This is a genomic window from Amycolatopsis kentuckyensis (assembly GCF_002155975.1).
Classification (GTDB): Bacteria; Actinomycetota; Actinomycetes; order Mycobacteriales; family Pseudonocardiaceae; genus Amycolatopsis; species Amycolatopsis kentuckyensis.
On record NZ_MUMI01000252.1, the window covers coordinates 1 to 16,521 of the forward strand.

At 72.1% G+C, this 16,521-nt stretch carries 16 protein-coding genes; 12 read left to right on the top strand and 4 right to left on the bottom strand.

Annotated features, from left to right (window positions below; genetic code table 11):
• Positions 1-234: 234 nt before the first annotated feature.
• On the bottom strand, positions 235-1,206 hold the full coding sequence (locus tag CCN39_RS24055) for a magnesium transporter CorA family protein (protein ID WP_086845576.1): 972 nt from the start codon (positions 1,204-1,206) through the stop codon (positions 235-237).
• 148 nt (positions 1,207-1,354) lie between these two features.
• Here CCN39_RS24055 and CCN39_RS24060 point away from each other — a divergent pair, with 148 nt between their 5' ends.
• The 4 genes from CCN39_RS24060 to hpaD are packed head-to-tail and all read left to right on the top strand — an operon-like array spanning position 1,355 to position 6,293.
• A complete protein-coding gene (locus CCN39_RS24060) occupies positions 1,355-2,776 on the top strand; it encodes a fumarylacetoacetate hydrolase family protein (protein WP_086845550.1) in 1,422 nt (473 codons plus the stop codon).
• A 27-nt stretch (positions 2,777-2,803) separates the two neighbouring features.
• Complete coding sequence (dapA, locus tag CCN39_RS24065) at positions 2,804-3,751, top strand: 4-hydroxy-tetrahydrodipicolinate synthase (protein WP_086845552.1); 948 nt, start codon at positions 2,804-2,806, stop codon at positions 3,749-3,751.
• Positions 3,748-5,256, top strand: a complete 1,509-nt coding sequence (hpaE, locus tag CCN39_RS24070; RefSeq protein WP_086845554.1) for a 5-carboxymethyl-2-hydroxymuconate semialdehyde dehydrogenase — start codon at positions 3,748-3,750, stop codon at positions 5,254-5,256. Before dapA ends, hpaE begins: the two co-directional genes overlap by 4 nt.
• A complete protein-coding gene (hpaD, locus tag CCN39_RS24075; protein WP_086845556.1) occupies positions 5,253-6,293 on the top strand; it encodes a 3,4-dihydroxyphenylacetate 2,3-dioxygenase in 1,041 nt (346 codons plus the stop codon). Before hpaE ends, hpaD begins: the two co-directional genes overlap by 4 nt.
• On the opposite strand, the gene CCN39_RS24080 is transcribed toward hpaD, so the two are convergent.
• Complete coding sequence (locus CCN39_RS24080) at positions 6,276-8,129, bottom strand: S9 family peptidase (protein ID WP_086845558.1); 1,854 nt, start codon at positions 8,127-8,129, stop codon at positions 6,276-6,278. The genes hpaD and CCN39_RS24080 overlap by 18 nt on opposite strands.
• The gene (locus tag CCN39_RS24085; protein ID WP_086845560.1) at positions 8,117-8,557 is read right to left on the bottom strand and encodes a DUF6292 family protein; all 441 of its coding nucleotides are present in this window, start codon (positions 8,555-8,557) and stop codon (positions 8,117-8,119) included. The genes CCN39_RS24080 and CCN39_RS24085 overlap by 13 nt, the downstream gene beginning before the upstream one ends.
• Positions 8,558-8,744: 187 nt before the next feature.
• Here CCN39_RS24085 and CCN39_RS24090 point away from each other — a divergent pair, with 187 nt between their 5' ends.
• The 7 genes from CCN39_RS24090 to CCN39_RS24120 all read left to right on the top strand — a co-directional run bounded on the left by CCN39_RS24090 (position 8,745) and on the right by CCN39_RS24120 (position 14,547).
• Positions 8,745-9,182, top strand: coding sequence for a DUF6292 family protein (locus CCN39_RS24090; RefSeq protein ID WP_086845562.1), 438 nt, complete (start codon positions 8,745-8,747; stop codon positions 9,180-9,182).
• A complete protein-coding gene (locus CCN39_RS24095; protein WP_086845564.1) occupies positions 9,179-9,718 on the top strand; it encodes a DivIVA domain-containing protein in 540 nt (179 codons plus the stop codon). Before CCN39_RS24090 ends, CCN39_RS24095 begins: the two co-directional genes overlap by 4 nt.
• Before the next feature lie 91 nt (positions 9,719-9,809).
• Positions 9,810-11,201 carry an FAD-binding oxidoreductase gene (locus CCN39_RS24100; RefSeq protein ID WP_086845566.1) on the top strand — a complete coding sequence of 464 codons (1,392 nt, stop codon included), beginning with the start codon at positions 9,810-9,812 and terminating at the stop codon, positions 11,199-11,201.
• Positions 11,183-12,478: a class I SAM-dependent methyltransferase gene (locus CCN39_RS24105; RefSeq protein WP_208630345.1), complete on the top strand. Its 1,296-nt coding sequence runs from the start codon at positions 11,183-11,185 to the stop codon at positions 12,476-12,478. Before CCN39_RS24100 ends, CCN39_RS24105 begins: the two co-directional genes overlap by 19 nt.
• Before the next feature lie 100 nt (positions 12,479-12,578).
• Entirely contained in the window at positions 12,579-12,782 is a 204-nt protein-coding gene (locus CCN39_RS24110) for a cold-shock protein (protein WP_004558414.1), read from the top strand.
• 284 nt (positions 12,783-13,066) lie between these two features.
• Positions 13,067-14,005, top strand: a complete 939-nt coding sequence (locus CCN39_RS24115) for an acyl-CoA desaturase (protein WP_086845570.1) — start codon at positions 13,067-13,069, stop codon at positions 14,003-14,005.
• Complete coding sequence (locus CCN39_RS24120; RefSeq protein ID WP_086845578.1) at positions 14,005-14,547, top strand: polysaccharide deacetylase family protein; 543 nt, start codon at positions 14,005-14,007, stop codon at positions 14,545-14,547. Before CCN39_RS24115 ends, CCN39_RS24120 begins: the two co-directional genes overlap by 1 nt.
• Here CCN39_RS24120 and CCN39_RS24125 read toward each other — a convergent pair.
• Positions 14,537-15,502 carry an endo-1,4-beta-xylanase gene (locus CCN39_RS24125; RefSeq protein ID WP_244210976.1) on the bottom strand — a complete coding sequence of 322 codons (966 nt, stop codon included), beginning with the start codon at positions 15,500-15,502 and terminating at the stop codon, positions 14,537-14,539. The two genes, CCN39_RS24120 and CCN39_RS24125, sit on opposite strands and share 11 nt — an antisense overlap.
• 131 nt (positions 15,503-15,633) lie before the next feature.
• Between CCN39_RS24125 and CCN39_RS24130 the strand changes: the two genes are divergently transcribed.
• On the top strand, positions 15,634-16,521 hold an 888-nt coding region (locus CCN39_RS24130), incomplete at its 3' end, for a LacI family DNA-binding transcriptional regulator (RefSeq protein ID WP_086845574.1).

Genomic DNA, 16,521 nt, shown 5'->3' on the forward strand with positions numbered 1-16,521 from the left:
GTGCAGCTGCACTATGCTGAAGGGCAACGGTTGAGCAACCAGCCACGCCCGTGTCCACGCGCGCTCCCCAGGCGGTGCTCGAAAGCCTTTCCTTCTCCCCCAGGCCATCCGGCCGCGTTGACCCGTTCGGCTGAACGCCGTGCCGGGGTCCGGTGACGTGTGCGCAGCCGCCGTCGCCGCGCTTCGCCGCGTCCGGATTCAGTGTCCGGTGTGGACACTCCACTGTGGAACGAATCAGAGCCAGTCCTTGCGCTTGAACATCGCGTACAACCCGACCGAAAGCACCAGCAGGGCGATCGTCGACGTCCAGAAGCCGCTCGGGGCGCCGTTGCCCGGGTAGGGCACGTTCTGGCCGTAGAAGCCGGTCACCGCCGTCGGCACCGCGATCACCGCGGCCCAGCCGGTGACCTTCTTCATGATCAGGTTCAACCGGTTGCCCTGCAGGTTCAGCTGGGTCTCCCGGACCGTCGCGATCAGCTCGCGCAGCGCTTCCGTCTGCTCGGCGGCCTGGCGAGCGTGGTCGTGGACGTCCTCGAAGTACGGCCGGGTCAGCTCGTCGGCCAGCTCCAGGTCCGGCCGCATCACGGAACCGATCACCTCGCGCATCGGCAGCACCACCCGGCGCAGCGCGGTGAGGCTCTTGCGCAGCCGGAACGAGCGGCGCTGCAGCTCCGACGCGTCCGGGCGCTCCTCGAAGACCAGGTCCTCCAGGGCTTCGACCTCGTCGTCGAGCGCCTGCACCGCCTCGTACTGCCCGTCGACGACGTGGTCGAGCAGGCCGTGCAGCAGGAACGGGACGCCGGACTTCGCCAGCTCCGGCGCCCGGTCCCAGGCGCGCACCACCGGCTCGATGTCGAAGCCGTCGTCCTTGCGCACGGTCACCAGCGCCCGCGGCGTGACGAAGGCGCCGAGCTCGGCGGCGGTGACGTCGCCGGTCCCCGCGTCGAACCGGACCGCGTAGGCCGCCAGGAAGGCGTGGCCGTCGTAACGGTCGAGCTTCGGCCGCTGGTGTTCGGAAACCGCATCCTCGACGGCGAGCCGGTGCAGCCCCAGTTCGGCGGCCAGCTCGGCCAGATCCGCTTCGGTCGGCGCGCACAGGTCCACCCACACCGTGGTCCCCGGTTCGGCCAGGAATTCCGACACGTCCTCGACGGGGAAGTCTTCCTTCTGCAGCGTGCCGTCGCGGTAGACGCGGGTTCTGGTCATGCCGACCGGATGCCCGATCGGCCCGGCCTTCACACTCCGCCGGGTTCTCCCCCGGCCGAGGAGGACACCGGGACGAAGGGGGTTTCCCCGCGCCGCAGATCGTATATTATTTAAGATACCTTCCCCGCACCGGCAGGCAGGACGACCGATGACGACCCTCCCGCAGCGGCCCGGCAAGATCATCGCGCTCCACCTCAACTACCGCTCCCGCGCCGCCCAGCGTGGCCGGGTGCCGGAACAGCCGTCGTACTTCCTCAAGCCGCCGACGTCCGTCGCGGCGAGCGGCGCCGTGCTCGAGCGCCCGGCGGGGACCGAGCTGCTGGGCTTCGAAGGCGAGATCGCGCTGGTCATCGGCCGCGCCGCCCGCCGGGTCACGCCCGGCGAAGGCTGGTCGTACGTCGCGGGCGTCACCGCGGCCAACGACTTCGGCGTCTACGACCTGCGGTACGCCGACAAGGGCAGCAACCTGCGGTCCAAGGGCGGCGACGGCTTCACCCCGCTGGGCCCGGCGGTCCTGCCCGCCGCCGGCGTCGACCCGGCCGCGCTGCGCCTGCGGACGTGGCTCAACGGCGAACTCGTCCAGGAGGACACCACCGGCGACCTGCTCTTCGGCTTCGGGCGGCTGGTCGCCGACCTCTCGCAGCTGATCACCCTCGAACCCGGCGACGTCGTCCTGACCGGCACGCCCGCGGGCGCCTCGGTCGCCGTCCCCGGCGACGTCGTCGAGGTCGAAGTCGACACCGCCGGGCAGACGACCGGCCGGCTCGTCACGACGATCGCCGAGGGGACCGTCCCGTTCGGACCGTTCGGCGCGCTCCCCCGGGTCGACGAGGAGCAGCGCGCGGACGCCTACGGGACGACCGGGCCGGCGTTCGAGCTGACCGCGTCCCGGAAAGCGCGGATCGAGTCCGTCGGCACCGCGACACTGTCCGCCCAGCTGCGCCAACGCGGGTACGACGCGGTGTCGATCGACGGGCTCACCCCGACCCGGCCGGGTACCCGGCTGACCGGTCGCGCGCGGACCCTGCGGTACCTGCCGTACCGCGAGGACCTGTTCAGGTCCCGCGGAGGTGGCTACAACGCCCAGAAACGCGCGATCGACTCGCTCGGGCCCGGCGACGTCCTCGTCGTGGAAGCCCGCGGCGAACGCGGGGCCGGCACGATCGGCGACATCCTCGCGCTGCGGGCGCAGGTGCGCGGCGCCGCCGGGATCGTCACCGACGGCGGGGTCCGCGACCTCGCCGCGGTGTCCGCTTTGGACATTCCCGCCTACCACGCCGGGCCGCACCCGGCGGTGCTCGGCCGGCGGCACGTGCCGTGGGACGTCGACGTCGCGATCGCCTGCGGCGGCGCCGCGGTGTGCCCCGGCGACGTCATCGCGGGCGACGCCGACGGCGTCCTGGTCATCCCGCCGGAGCTGGTCGAGGAGGTCGTCGACGCGGCGATCGAGCAGGAGCTGCGGGAGACGTTCATCGCCGAGCAGGTCGCCGCCGGTGAGCGGGTCGAGGGCCTCTACCCGATGGACGGGCACTGGCGCGGGCGGTACGCCGCATGGCTCGCAAAACGGTGACCGGCCCCGCCGCAGGAAGGGAAACCCATGCGCTTCCGCTCCGACCCCCAGGCCATCCGCGGGTCGATCGCGCCGCTGATGACGCCGTTCACCGCCGACGGCGCGGTGGACCACGCCGGCCTCGAGAACCTCGTGCGCTGGCAGCTGGCTTCGGGCTCGCACGGCATCTCGATCGGCGGCTCCACCGGCGAACCCGGCTCGCAGACGGTCGCCGAACGCGCCGCGGCGATCCGGACGGTGGCCGCCGCGGTCGGCGAGCGCGTCCCGTTCCTCCCCGGCACGGGTTCGGCGAAGCTCGACGAGACCTTGGAACTGACCGCCCTGGCGCGGGACGCCGGCATCGACGCCGCGCTCGTCATCACGCCGTACTACGCCCGGCCGACCCAGGACGCGCTGTTCGTCTGGTACCGGACGGTCTGCCGGGAGTTCCCCGACCTGCCGATCGTCGCCTACAACGTGCCGAGCCGGACCGCGGTCGACCTCGCGCCGGAGACCGTCGCGCGACTGTACCGCTCGTGCGACAACTTCGTCGGGATCAAGGAGACGACGAAGGACTTCGAGCACTTCTCCCGCGTGCTGCACCGGTGCGGGCGGGAACTGCTGGTGTGGTCCGGGATCGAACTGCTCTGCCTGCCACTGCTGGCCCTCGGCGGGGCCGGGTTCGTCAGCGCGACGGCGAACATCGCGCCGGCCGCGTGCGCGGAGATGTACACCGCGTGGCAGTCCGGCGACCACGAACGGGCCCGGGAGCTCCACTACGGCCTGCACCCCCTGGTCGACCTGCTGTTCGTCGAGACCAACCCGGCGCCCGGGAAGTGGGTGCTCGAACAGCGCGGGCTGATCGCGTCCGGGCACGTGCGGCCGCCGCTGATCCCGCCGGGCGAGGCCGGTCTCGCCCGGATCAGGGACCTGATGGCCGAAGGCGCCCGCTACCTCAGCCCGGTCGAAGGCTTCACCCTGGGAGGAAAGGCATGACCCACCACGTCCCGGACGGGCTGCCGGGCGAGCTGAAGCACTACATCGGCGGCGCGCTCGTCGACAGCATCTCGGGCGGGACGTTCGACGTGCTCGACCCGGTCTCGAACACGCCCTACGCGACCGCCGCGGCGGGCCGGGCCGAGGACGTCGACCGCGCCGTCGCGGCAGCGCGGAAGGCGTTCACCGACGGGCCGTGGCCGCGGATGCTGCCGCGGGCGCGGGCGCGGATCCTGAACCGGATCGCCGACGCCGTCGAGGCCCAGGACGCGCGGCTGGCCGAGCTGGAGACGTTCGACACCGGCCTGCCGATCACCCAGGCGCTCGGGCAGGCGCAGCGCGCGGCCGAGAACTTCCGGTTCTTCGCCGACCTCGTCGTGGCCCAGGCCGACGACACCTACCAGGTGCCGGGCCGGCAGGTGAACTACGTGCACCGCAAGCCGGTCGGGGTCGCCGGGCTGATCACGCCGTGGAACACGCCGTTCATGCTGGAGAGCTGGAAGCTCGCCCCCGCGCTGGCGGCGGGCTGCACGGTGGTGCTCAAGCCGGCCGAGTTCACCCCGCTGTCGGCCGGCCTCTGGGCGGGGATCTTCGCCGCCGCCGGGCTGCCCGACGGCGTGTTCAACCTGGTCAACGGCTTCGGGGAGGAGGCGGGCGACGCGCTGGTCAAGCACCCGGACGTGCCGCTGATCTCGTTCACCGGCGAGACCACGACCGGGCGGACGATCTACCGCAACTGCGCGGCGCACCTCAAGGGCATGTCGATGGAGCTGGGCGGCAAGTCCCCGGCGATCGTCTTCGCCGACGCCGACCTCGACGCCGCGATCGATTCGACGCTGTTCGGGGTGTTCTCGCTCAACGGCGAACGCTGCACCGCGGGCAGCCGGATCCTCGTCGAGCGGCCGGTCTACGCCGAGTTCTGCGCCCGGTACGCCGCGCGGGCGGCCGACATCGTCGTCGGGGATCCGCACGACCCGGCCACCGAGGTCGGCACGCTGGTGCACCCCGAGCACTACGACAAGGTGATGCGGTACGTCGAGCTGGGCAGGTCCGAAGGCCGCCTGCTCGCCGGCGGCGGCCGTCCGCCCGGGCTGGACAGCGGGAACTACGTGGCGCCGACGGTGTTCGCCGATGTCCCCGCCACCGCGCGGATCTTCCAGGAGGAGATCTTCGGGCCGGTCGTCGCGCTGACGCCGTTCGACACCGAAGCCGAAGCGCTGGCCTTGGCGAACGACGTCGAGTACGGGCTGGCGGCCTACCTGTGGACAGCCGATCTGGAGCGGGCGCACACCTTCGCGCACTCGATCGAGGCCGGGATGGTCTGGCTGAACTCGCACAACGTCCGCGACCTGCGCACGCCGTTCGGCGGGGTCAAGGCGTCCGGGCTGGGCCACGAAGGCGGCTACCGCTCGCTCGACTTCTACACCGACCAGCAGGCCGTCCACGTCTCCCTCGGGCCCGTCCACCCGGCCCGCTTCGGCGCCGTCCGGAAAGGACAGTCATGACCGCCACCCCGCCGGACGTCCTCCGCTGCGCGTACGCCGAACTCGTCGTCACCGACCTGGCCGCGTCGCGGGCGTTCTACGCCGGCGTGCTCGGGCTCGTCGTCACGCACGAAGACGACGGCGCGGTGTACCTCCGGGCGTTCGAGGAGTACCTGCACCACTCACTGGTGCTGCGCAAGGGGTCCACGCCGGCGCTGGGCGTGCTGGCCTACCGGGTGCGGAGTTCCGCCGACCTCGACCTGGCCGAGGCGTACCACCGCGCGCTCGGCTGCCGGGTCGAGCGGCGGGCGGCGGGGGCCACGCGCGGGATCGGCGAGGCCGTGCGGGTGCTGGACCCGCTGGGCTTCCCGGTGGAGTTCTTCCACGAGGCCGAGCACGTCGAGCGGTTCACCCAGCGCTACGACGTCCACGGCGCCGCGGCACTGTCGCGATTGGACCACTTCAACCTGGACACCCCGGACGTCCCGGCGGCCCGGAAGTACTACGAGGGCCTGGGTTTCCGCGTCTCGGAGGACATCCGGGACGCGGCGGGCACGGTGTACGCGGCGTGGATGTTCCGCAAGCCGACGGTCCACGACGTCGCCCTGACCGGCGGTGACGGCCCGCGGCTGCACCACATCGCGTTCGCCGCGCACGAGCGGCACCAGATCCTGCACATCTGCGACCACCTCGGCGCGCTGCGCAAGCCGGGCACGATCGAGCGCGGCCCCGGCCGGCACGGCGTCTCGAACGCGTTCTACCTCTACGTCCGCGACCCCGACGGGCACCGCATCGAGGTCTACACCCACGACTACTACACCGGCGACCCCGACAACCCGGTGATCACCTGGGACGTCCACGACAGCCAGCGCCGCGACTGGTGGGGCAACCCGGTGGTGCCGAGCTGGTACACCGACGCGTCGGTCGTGCTGGACCTCGACGGTTCGGTGCAGCCGGTGCTCGCCCGGTCCGAGCCGCGCGAAGCCGACGTCACCGTCGGCGCGGACGGGTTCTCCTGCACCGGCGGGGCGGAGTACAAGCTAGGCGAGCAGGTCTGAGAACCAGGCGCGGGTGCGGCGCAGGATGTCGAGCTGGTGGCCGCGTTCGCGGATCGAGTGGCCCTCGCGCGGGTAGACGACGAACTCGTGCGGCCGGTCGCCGAGGGCGTGGTGCAGGAGTTCGGCCTGCGAAAGAGGGACGTTCGTGTCGTCCTCGCCGTGGAGGATGAGCACCGGGGTGGCGATCCGGTCCGCGTGGGTGATCGGGCTGTTGTCCCGGCCGCCGAGGGCGCGGTCGAACCGGCCCCACTCCCCGGTCGCGGCGAGCAGGGGCCAGTCGATCACGCCGGCGGTCACGACGGCTGCTTTGAAGCGGTCCGTCTGGGTGACGGCCCAGGCGGCCATGAACCCGCCGTGGCTCCCGCCGCCGATCCCGAGCCGGTTCCCGTCGGCGACGCCCGCCTCGACCAGCAGGTCGATCCCGGTGAGCAGGTCGGTGAACTCCGGGCCGCCGACGTCCCCGGCGACGCTCACCGCGAACGCGTGACCGTGGCCGAGGCCGCCGCGCGGGTTCGGGAGGAACACCGCGAACCCGGCCGCGGCCAGCCACTGGCCGTAGCGGAACCAGCCGACCTGGGCCTGGTCGGCGTAGCGGTCCTTCGGGCCGCCGTGGACCACGGTGACCAGCGGGAAGGGCCCGTCGGCGCGGGTCCGGCCGGGCGGGAGGATCAGGAGGCCGTCGAGCTCCAGGCCGTCTTCGGCGCGGTAGGACAGCCGTTCCTGGGTGCCCCACCGGATGTCGCTCAGCTGCGGTTCGCTCAGCCGGGTGAGCGGGCCGCCGGGTGGTCCGCAGTGGACGGCGTCGGGCTCGGTGGCGGTGCTGGCGACGACGGCGATCCGGCCGCCGGCCGCGCTCAGGTCCTGCAGGCTGCCGGTCGCGCCGTGGAGTTCGGTGAAGGTGCCGGTGGCGGGGTCGAGGCGCCGGATCGTCGTGTCGAGCCCTTCGGCGAACAGGGCCAGCAGCGCGCCGTCACCGGACTCGGCCAGGCCGATGGGGCAGACGCTCATCCCGGCGGTGAGGTTGCGGTGGTCGCCGGCGTCGAAGATGGCGTCGCCGCCGATCGGTCCGGGCGGGGTGGTGCCGAGGTAGGCCAGGTGCCAGCCGGTTTCGTCGTGCCACCAGGTGAGCGACCCGGCCTCCAGCGCCGGGACGCCGAGGTCCTGCCGGGCACCGGTGGCGGGGTCGACGAAATGCAGGCCGGGTTCGAAGAGCCCGGGCTCCAGATCGGCGACGGACCAGGTGAGCACGGCGAGCGTGTGGCCGTCCGGCCGCACCGAGGCTTCGACGACGTGCCGCGGGCCGAAGTCGCCGAGGGCGCTGATGGCGCGGGTGCGGAGGTCCAGGTGCCAGAGCCGATCGGGCTGGGCGAGGGTGTCCCAGGTGGGTGCCCCGGCCCCGGCGGCGCCGACCACCCGGACCCGCGGATCGGCCGCCACGGCCTTCTCTTCCGGCGCGAGGAACACCACCGCATCGCCGTCCGGCATCAGCACGTGGTTCCCGAGCCCCGCGGCCCAGTCCGTCAGCTGCTCCGGCTCGCCGCCTTCCCGGCCCACCCGGTACAGCTGCGCCGTCCCGCGATCGGCGCGGTCGGAAAGGAAGTAGACCCACGCGGAATCCGGCGACCACCGCGGCTCCCGATCCTCCGCGGCACCGGCCACGAGCTCCCGGGGCGGCTCGCTCGCGTCCGCGGGCCCCACCCACAGCCCGCTCACCGGGTACTCCCCGGCACGTCCCGTCGGCGAACTCGCGAACACGACCCACCGGCCGTCGGGCGACACTCGCGGCGTCTGCGGCACCATCCGGTCGACCACGGCCTCCGCCGTCAGTTCCCCCATGCCCCCAGTCTGGCATCGCCCGGCAAGATCGTCAGCAGCCGGTCGTGGTCGCCCGCTTCGCGCAGGACCGGGGCCTCCAGGGTGCCCGCGTCCGGGTCGTCCGCGCGGACCGCCGCCAGGAACCGGACCACCGCGCGGGGCTCCGGGCAGACTTCACCGCCCAGGTAGGCCAGGGCCGTCGCGCCGGTGGCGTCTTCGAGGGCCGCCGCCCAGCCGTGGACTTCGTCCCAGACCAGGGCCAGGTCGTGGCCGGGGAAGCGGGACAGGCGCCAGTCGAGGGCGATGTAGGCCGCCGCGGGGGTGCCGGCGTCGAGCGTGCACGACTCCAGGCCCACCCCCACTGCCCGGGCCACTGCCCCCACGTACCCGCGCAACCGCCGCTCGAACGAGAACTCCGTGTCGCGCCCGAAGTCGATCAGAATGCTCAACGCCGCCTCGCTTTCCCCGTCCGCCGCGGGATCCTCCGCGGTCGCCCGATCGGGTACCCCGGCCGCACGGTGCCCAATCCCGGCGAACCGGACTACAGACGTCGTCCATCCGGCGACATCTCACTTGTCATCGTTCCGATGACATGTTAGAACGGAATCACCCGACAGAGAAAGGCTCCGAGACCCCGTGACCGCATCGATCGAACTCCCGACCGGGTACCAGCACCCCGCCGTCCCCGCACTGCTCGGCTACCTCCGCGACGTCACCGCCGAGCTCGGGATCGGCCTCGAGTCCTGCACCCTCGACCACGACAGCCCGCTTTCGGCGTACGTCGCCCTCGACACCCGGCTGCCGCACTATCCCGACCGAGACGTCGCCCTGCTGTGGGACGAGGAGCGGGGCTGGGCGGCCGCGATCGAGACGCACTCCGGCGAGGACCTGATCGTCCTGCGCTACCTGGGCGGCGCCACGGTCGTCCCGTCGCCGCGCCGGGTCGCGCGGTTCGCCACCGCCCTGCACGAGGACGACCACACCGTGGGACGGCCCGACCCGGTGCGGCTCCGGACGGCGGGCGACGCCGGCGAACTGGCCGCGCTGCTGCGCCGGCCGGCCACGGCCCGATGACGGCGCCGCTGCCCCTGCCCGAGAGCTTCGCGCTGACGTTCCGCGGCTACGACCGCGCGCAGGTCGACGAGCGGATCGACGAGCTCCTCGCCGAAATCCGCCTGCTCACCACCGACCGCGACGCGGCCGTCGCCGAGGCCGAGCACCTCGCGCGGCAGCTCGAACGGGCCCGCGCCGACCACGCCGAGCTGAGCGCCCGCGCCGACCGGCTGTGCCGCACGCCCGCGGACCCGGCCGCCGTCGGCGACCGCGTCCGGCACCTGCTCGGACTGGCGCACGCGGAGGCCGGCGAGATCGTGGCGACGGCCCGGGAGCGAGCCGCCGCGATCGTCGCCGAAGCGGACGAAGCCGCCGGGCGGCGCACCGCCGACGCCCGCGCGCAGGCCTGCCGGATCGTCGAGGACGCCCGCCGCCGCGCCGACCGGCTGGCCGCCGTCGAACGGCGCACCGCCGACCGGCTGCGGCGGATCGACGCCCTGCTCGCCGAGGCCGAATCGGTCCTCGAGGAGCAAACGCCGCTCCGCGCGGTCGCGTGAGCCGCCACGGCGTCGTGAAGCACTGACGTGAATGAGTCATTTCACGACGTCCGACGAGCCACCGGGGCCTCCGGTGAGGCAGGATCAGGACGTGACCATCGATCAGGCCGGGGTGCCCGAAGCCCGTCCGGGCCCGGCTTTCCCCGAGCACGAAGCCCGCGTCGACGCCCTGAGACGGCAGCTCACCGAAATCGCCGGTGAAGCGACCGTCCGGCTCGCGAAACGGACCTCCAACCTGTTCCGCTCCCGGGCCGCCGCGAAGCACCCCGGGCTGGACGTCTCCGGCTTCACCCACGTGCTGCACGTCGACCCCGAAACCCGCACCGCCGACGTCGAAGGGATGGTGACCTACGAACAGCTCGCCGACGCCACCCTGCCGCACGGGCTGATGCCGCTGGTCGTCCCGCAGCTGAAGACGATCACCCTCGGCGGTGCCGTGACCGGGCTCGGCATCGAGTCCTCGTCCTTCCGCAACGGCATGCCGCACGAGTCGGTCCTGGAGCTCGAGATCCTCACCGGGGACGGCCGGATCGTCGTCGCCACGCCGGACAACGAGCACCGCGACCTGTTCCACGGCTTCCCGAACTCCTACGGCACCCTCGGCTACGCGCTGCGGCTGAAGATCCTGCTGGAACCGGTCAAGCCGTTCGTCGAGCTCCGGCACGTCCGCTTCCACGACCGGGACACCTACTTCGGTGCCCTGCGCGAAGCCTGCGACAGCGGCGAACACGACTTCGTCGACGGCACGGTCTTCGGCCCGGACGAGCTGTACCTGACCCTCGCGACGTTCACCGACACCGCGCCCGCCACGAGCGACTACACCTGGCTGGACATCTACTACCGCTCCATCCAGCGCCGCGAGACCGACCACCTCACGGTGCGGGACTACCTCTGGCGCTGGGACACCGACTGGTTCTGGTGCTCGCGCGCGTTCGGCGTCCAGCACCGGCTGCCCCGGCTGCTGCTCGGCCGGCGGTTCCTGCGGTCCTCGGTGTACTGGAAGGCCGTCGCGCTCGACCGCCGGTTCCGGATCGCCGAGCGGCTGCTCAAGCTCCGGCGGCTGCCTCCGGAAGAGACGATCGTGCAGGACATCGAGGTCCCGCTCGGCCGGGCCGCGGAGTTCCTCGAATTCTTCGAACGCGAGATCCCGATCAGCCCGGTCTGGATCTGCCCGCTGCGCCAGCGGCCCGGCGGCGTCCGCTGGCCGCTGTACGAACTGGACCCCGAAGAGCTGTACGTCAACTTCGGGTTCTGGTCGTCCGTGCCGCTGGACCCGGGTGAGCGCGACGGCGTGCACAACCGGATGATCGAAGCCGAGGTGACCCGCCTCGGCGGGCACAAGTCGCTCTACTCGGACAGCTTCTACACCGAGGACGAGTTCTGGCGGCTCTACAACGGCGACGCCTACCGGGCGCTCAAGCGCGCCTACGACCCGCGCGAGCGGCTGCTCGGCCTCTACGAAAAATGCGTCCGCCGCCGGTGAAAGGAACGAACGTGACCCAGGAAAACATCACCGTCGGCGCCGTCTTCGAGCGGCTGCTCGGGCCGCGCGCCGAGGTGTCGATCACCGCCTACGACGGCAGCCGCAGCGGCCCGGCCGACGCGCCGGTGGGCATCGAGGTGCGGTCCCCGCTGGCGCTGGACTACCTGATGTCCTCCCCCGGCGACCTCGGCCTCGCCCGCGCGTACGTCGCCGGCGCGCTGGACGTCACCGGCGACCTCTACACGGCGCTGCGCGCCCTGGCCACCCAGGTGGACCAGCTCACCCCGGCCGACCGGCTGTGGCTGCTGCGCAAGCTCGGCCCGCGCCACCTGCGGCTGGTCAAGCCGCCGGCCGAGGAGCACCCGAGCCGGTTCCGGCGCGGGCTGACCGCGCTGCGGCACTCGAAGGAGCGCGACAGCGAGGCCATCGCCAGCCACTACGACGTGTCCAACCGGTTCTACGAGCTGGTCCTCGGCCCGTCGATGGCCTACACGTGCGCGGTGTTCCCGCACGAGGGCGCCTCGCTGGAGGAGGCCCAGGCGCACAAGTTCGACCTCGTCTGCAAGAAGCTCGGCCTCAAGCCGGGCATGCGGCTGCTCGACGTCGGCTGCGGCTGGGGCGGGATGGTCGCGCACGCCGTCCGCCACTACGGCGTCGAGGCCATCGGCGTCACGCTCTCCCGCGAGCAGGCCCAGTGGGCGCAGAAGAACATCGTCGCGCTGGGGATCGCCGACCGCGCCGAGATCCGCCACCAGGACTACCGGGACGTCACCGAGACCGGGTTCGACGCGATCTCCTCGATCGGCCTGACCGAGCACATCGGGGCCCGCAACGTCCCCGGCTACTTCCGCTTCCTGGCCGGCAAGCTCAAGGCGCACGGACGGCTGCTCAACCACTGCATCACCAACCCGGACACGAGCGTCGCGCACCGCTCGCGCGGGTTCATCGACCGGTACGTCTTCCCGGACGGCGAGCTCGAGGCCCCCGGCGAGCTGATGACGGCCATGCACGACGCCGGGCTGGAGGTCCGGCACTCGGAGAACCTGCGCGAGCACTACGCGACGACGCTGGCCGGGTGGTGCGCCAACCTCGACGAACACTGGGACGAGGCGGTGGCCGAGGCCGGTGCCGGGCGCAGCCGGGTGTGGGCGCTCTACCTCGCGGCCTGCCGGCTGGCCTTCGAACGGCGGGAGATCGAACTGCACCACATCCTGGGCGTCCGGACCGACAGCGAGGGCGGAATGAGCATGCCGCTGCGACCCGATTGGGGAGTTTGACCACCGGGGGTGGCCTCCGCGGACCGGCAATGGAAGGATGGGGTCGAGACCGGGTGTCCGAACGGGGCGTCCAGGCTCACTACAAAGAGTAGGTATTGGTATGGCTCAGGGCAGTGTCAAGTGGTTCAACGGCGAAAAGGGCTTCGGCTTCATCGCGCAGGACGGCGGGGGTCCGGACGTGTTCGTCCACTACTCCGAGATCCAGGGCAGCGGCTTCAAGTCGCTCGACGAGGGTCAGCGCGTGGAGTTCGAAATCGGCCAGGGCCAGAAGGGCCCGCAGGCCCAGCGCGTCAGCGTCATCTGAGCCACGAGGCACCCTAAGGCCCTCGCCCCTCTCCGGGGCGGGGGCCTTACTCGTGCGGTCACACGGCGGGCTCACCCGGATCGGGTAGCCTGGGTGGAGTCGAGAGCACCCCGTATGCCGGCGTCCCGCCGGCCTCACTCTCGCCCCGTGGCCCTCGAGGCAGATCACCGGCAGGAGCGGTGACGCGCCCGGGCCACCCGCAGACCGCTCACCGCCGGGTGTTTCCGCTCCCCGGCGTCCCGCGAGGCTCGGCCTGGCGCGGCGAAAACCCGAAACGAGATTGCATGACCACCTCCACCCCGGTGAAACCCGCACGTCCGGCGCCGAAGCCGGTGCTCTCCGGCAAGCAGACGATCCCCGAGCTCATCACCATCCGCGCGTTCCTGCTGGTCCCCTTCCTCGCGCTGGCCGTCGCCGTGCCGGTGTTCTGGGGCTGGGGCGTCAGCTGGCTCGACCTCACGATCGGTGGCGCGTTCTTCGTGGTGTCGACGCTCGGGGTGACCGTCGGCTACCACCGCTACTTCACCCACGGCTCGTTCCGCGCGAAGCGGGCCCTGCGGATCGCGCTGGCCATCGCCGGCGGCCTCGCGGCGCAGGGCCCGGTGATCGGCTGGGTCGCCGACCACCGCCGGCACCACGCCTTCTCCGACCGCGACGGCGACCCGCACTCGCCGTGGCTGTTCGGGACGTCGCCGGTGGCGCTGGCCCGCGGGTTCTGGCACGCGCACATGGGCTGGCTCTTCGGCCGCGACAAGACCAACGTCGAGCGGTTCGCCCCCGACCTCGCCGCCGACCGCGACCTGCGCGTCGTCGACCGGCTCTTCCCGCTCTGGGTGGTGCTGAGCCTGCTGCTCCCGCCGCTGCTCGGCGGGCTGATCACGCTGTCGTGGTGGGGCGCGCTGACCGCGTTCCTGTGGGCCGGCCTGGCGCGGATCTCCTTCCAGCACCACGTGACGTGGTCGGTGAACTCGGTCTGCCACATGATCGGCGAACGCCCGTTCGCCAGCCGCGACCGCTCGGCGAACTTCTGGCCGCTGGCCATCCTGTCGATGGGCGAGTCCTGGCACAACACGCACCACGCGGACCCGACCTCGGCCCGCCACGGCGCGCAGCGCGGGCAGATCGACATCTCCGCCCGGGTGATCTGGGTGTTCGAGAAGCTGGGCTGGGCGTGGAACGTCCGCTGGCCGACGGCGAAGCGGCTGGCCGCGCTGGCCCGCTGATGGACACGGTCGCCCTGACCTTCGACGACGGCCCGTATCCGGAGACGACGCCGGCGCTGCTGGCCGCCCTCGACGGCACGCGGGCGACGTTCTTCCTCTGGGGCGAGCACGCCGAGGCGCACCCTTCGCTGGTCCGGGCGATCGCCGCGGCCGGGCACGCGATCGGCAACCACACCTGGACCCACCCGCGGCTGACCACGCTGTCCGCGGTCGCCCGCGGCGAGGAGGTCCGGCGCACGCAGGACCTCCTCGCCGAGCTCACCGGCGCCCGCCCGGTCCTGTTCCGCCCGCCCTACGGCGACACCGGGCCCGCCGTCGCGGAAACCGTCGCGGCACAGGGGCTCAGCGAGGTGCTGTGGAGTGTCGACACCCGGGACTGGGCCGGCTGCTCCGCGGACGAGATCGTCGCCGCGGCCGGAGACGCGCAGCCGGGCGGCGTCGTGCTGATGCACGAAGGCCGCCCGGCCACCGTGGAAGCGGTTCCCCGCATCCTCGCCGCGCTCGCCGCGCGCGGGCTGCGACCCGGTCCGGTCAGGGGTTGAGGGCGAAGTACGCCGGCTTCGGGCGCAGGTTCTCGTCGAAGAGGCAGGCCGCCCCTTCGCCCGGGAAGACGTCCGGGACCCACGAGTGCCGGTCCGTGAAGCCCCACGTGGTGAACTCGACGCACTTGCGGACGGCGTGGCAGCCGTCCCACAGCTGACCGAAGTAGCTCGCCTGGGTGGCGAGCTTCGCCGCGTCGGCCGGGGTCGGGATCCGGACGTCCGCCTCGGTGACCGCGGTCTCCACGCCGATCTTGGCGAACCGGGCGAGGTTCTCGCGGTACTGGCCCGGGAAGCCGTACTGGATCGACAGGTGTCCCTGGATGCCGACGCCGTCGATCGGCACCCCCTGCCGCCGCAGCGTCTTCACCAGGTCGTACACCGCGTCGCTCTTCGGGTTGATCCCTTCGATGTTGTAGTCGTTGAGGTAGAGCTTCGCGTGCGGGTCGGCCGCGTGCGCCCAGCGGAAGACGTCGGCGACGAAGCCGTCACCGAGCTTCTGCCGGAAGACCGTGTCACGCCGGGTGCCGTCCTCGTTGAAGATCTCGTTGACGACGTCCCAGGCGCGGATCTGTCCCTTGTACCGCTTGACTTCCGTGGTGATGTGGTCGCGCAGCACCCGGCGGAGCTCGTCGGCGGGCAGCGCGCCGACCCAGTCCGGGAGCTGGGAGTGCCAGACCAGCGTGTGACCGCGGACGGTCTTGTGGTGCTGCCGGGCGTACTTCACGATCGCGTCGGCGCCGGACCAGTCGTACTGGCCACGCACCGCTTCGATCGTGCCCCACTTCATCTCGTTCTCGGGTGTCACATTGTCGAATTCCCGCGTCAGCACCGCCCGGTAATCGGTTTCCGAAGCCAGGTAGGCCGCCGCCACCGCGCTGCCGACGTAACGGTTCGTGGTGTATTGCAGCGGCACCGAAGCCGAAGCGGCAGGCGCCTGCCACACGGCAATACCCATGACGGCGGCGACCGCCGCAAGGACGCGTTTCTTAGGAATTCTTCCCAGCATCTTCATCCTCCGCGAGACAATGGTGTTCCGAAACTTTCCAACCGTTTCAAATCAGGTTTCGATGACCTAGAATCTCCTCCATGACAACGAAGTCTGACGAGCTCGACCCGACCGAGACCCGGGTGACCATCGCCCGGATCGCCGCCGAGACCGGTGTCTCCGTTCCGACAGTTTCGAAAGTGCTGAACGGCCGCCCCGACGTCGCCGAAAGCACCCGTGCCCGCGTCGAAGCGGTCATCGGGAAATACGGGTACCGGCGGCGCGCCGACGAACGTTCCCGCCGTTCCCGGCTCCTGGAACTGATGTTCCACGAACTCGAAAGCACCTGGGCACTTGAAATCATCCGCGGGGTGGAGTGCGTCGCCCGCGAAAACGGAATGGCGGTGGTGCTGGCCGAATCGTCGGGCCGGCACACGCCGGGGCAGAGCTGGCTGGAGAGCGTCCTGGCCCGGCGGCCGGTCGGCATCGTTTCGGTGTGCTCGGACTTCACCGGCGGGCAGCTGGCGAAGCTCCGGGCCCGGGACATCCCGCTGGTCGTGGTCGACCCGGCCGGCGCGCCCGGACCGGAGACGCCCTCGATCGGGGCGACGAACTGGCAGGGCGGGCTGACCGCCACCCGGCACCTCGTGGAGCTGGGCCACCGCCGGATCGCGATGATCGGCGGGCCGGAGGGGGTGCTGTGCAGCCGGGCCCGGATCGACGGGTACCGCACGGCGCTGGAGACGGCCGGCCTGGCGTTCGACCCGGCGCTGGTGCGCCGCGGCGACTTCCACGTCCGCGCCGGCTATCGGGAACTGGCTTCACTGCTCACCCTCCCGGACCGGCCGACGGCGGTGTTCGCCGGCAGCGACCTGCAGGCACTCGGCGTGTACGAGGCGGCGCGTGACGCGGGGCTGCGCATCCCGGACGACCTCTCGGTGGTGGGCTTCGACGACCTGCCGATCGCCCGCTGGCTGACCCCGGAACTC

Excerpts from the sequence above, each read along its gene's own strand:
- CCN39_RS24055 (WP_086845576.1), bottom strand. The coding sequence starts at position 1,206 with ATGACCAGAACCCGCGTCTACCGCGACGGCACGCTGCAGAAGGAAGAC.
- CCN39_RS24060 (WP_086845550.1), top strand. The coding sequence starts at position 1,355 with ATGACGACCCTCCCGCAGCGGCCCGGCAAGATCATCGCGCTCCACCTC.
- dapA (WP_086845552.1), top strand. The coding sequence starts at position 2,804 with ATGCGCTTCCGCTCCGACCCCCAGGCCATCCGCGGGTCGATCGCGCCG.
- hpaE (WP_086845554.1), top strand. The coding sequence starts at position 3,748 with ATGACCCACCACGTCCCGGACGGGCTGCCGGGCGAGCTGAAGCACTAC.
- hpaD (WP_086845556.1), top strand. The coding sequence starts at position 5,253 with ATGACCGCCACCCCGCCGGACGTCCTCCGCTGCGCGTACGCCGAACTC.
- CCN39_RS24080 (WP_086845558.1), bottom strand. The coding sequence starts at position 8,129 with ATGGGGGAACTGACGGCGGAGGCCGTGGTCGACCGGATGGTGCCGCAG.
- CCN39_RS24095 (WP_086845564.1), top strand. The coding sequence starts at position 9,179 with ATGACGGCGCCGCTGCCCCTGCCCGAGAGCTTCGCGCTGACGTTCCGC.
- CCN39_RS24105 (WP_208630345.1), top strand. The coding sequence starts at position 11,183 with ATGCGTCCGCCGCCGGTGAAAGGAACGAACGTGACCCAGGAAAACATC.
- CCN39_RS24110 (WP_004558414.1), top strand. The coding sequence starts at position 12,579 with ATGGCTCAGGGCAGTGTCAAGTGGTTCAACGGCGAAAAGGGCTTCGGC.
- CCN39_RS24115 (WP_086845570.1), top strand. The coding sequence starts at position 13,067 with ATGACCACCTCCACCCCGGTGAAACCCGCACGTCCGGCGCCGAAGCCG.
- CCN39_RS24120 (WP_086845578.1), top strand. The coding sequence starts at position 14,005 with ATGGACACGGTCGCCCTGACCTTCGACGACGGCCCGTATCCGGAGACG.
- CCN39_RS24125 (WP_244210976.1), bottom strand. The coding sequence starts at position 15,502 with ATGGGTATTGCCGTGTGGCAGGCGCCTGCCGCTTCGGCTTCGGTGCCG.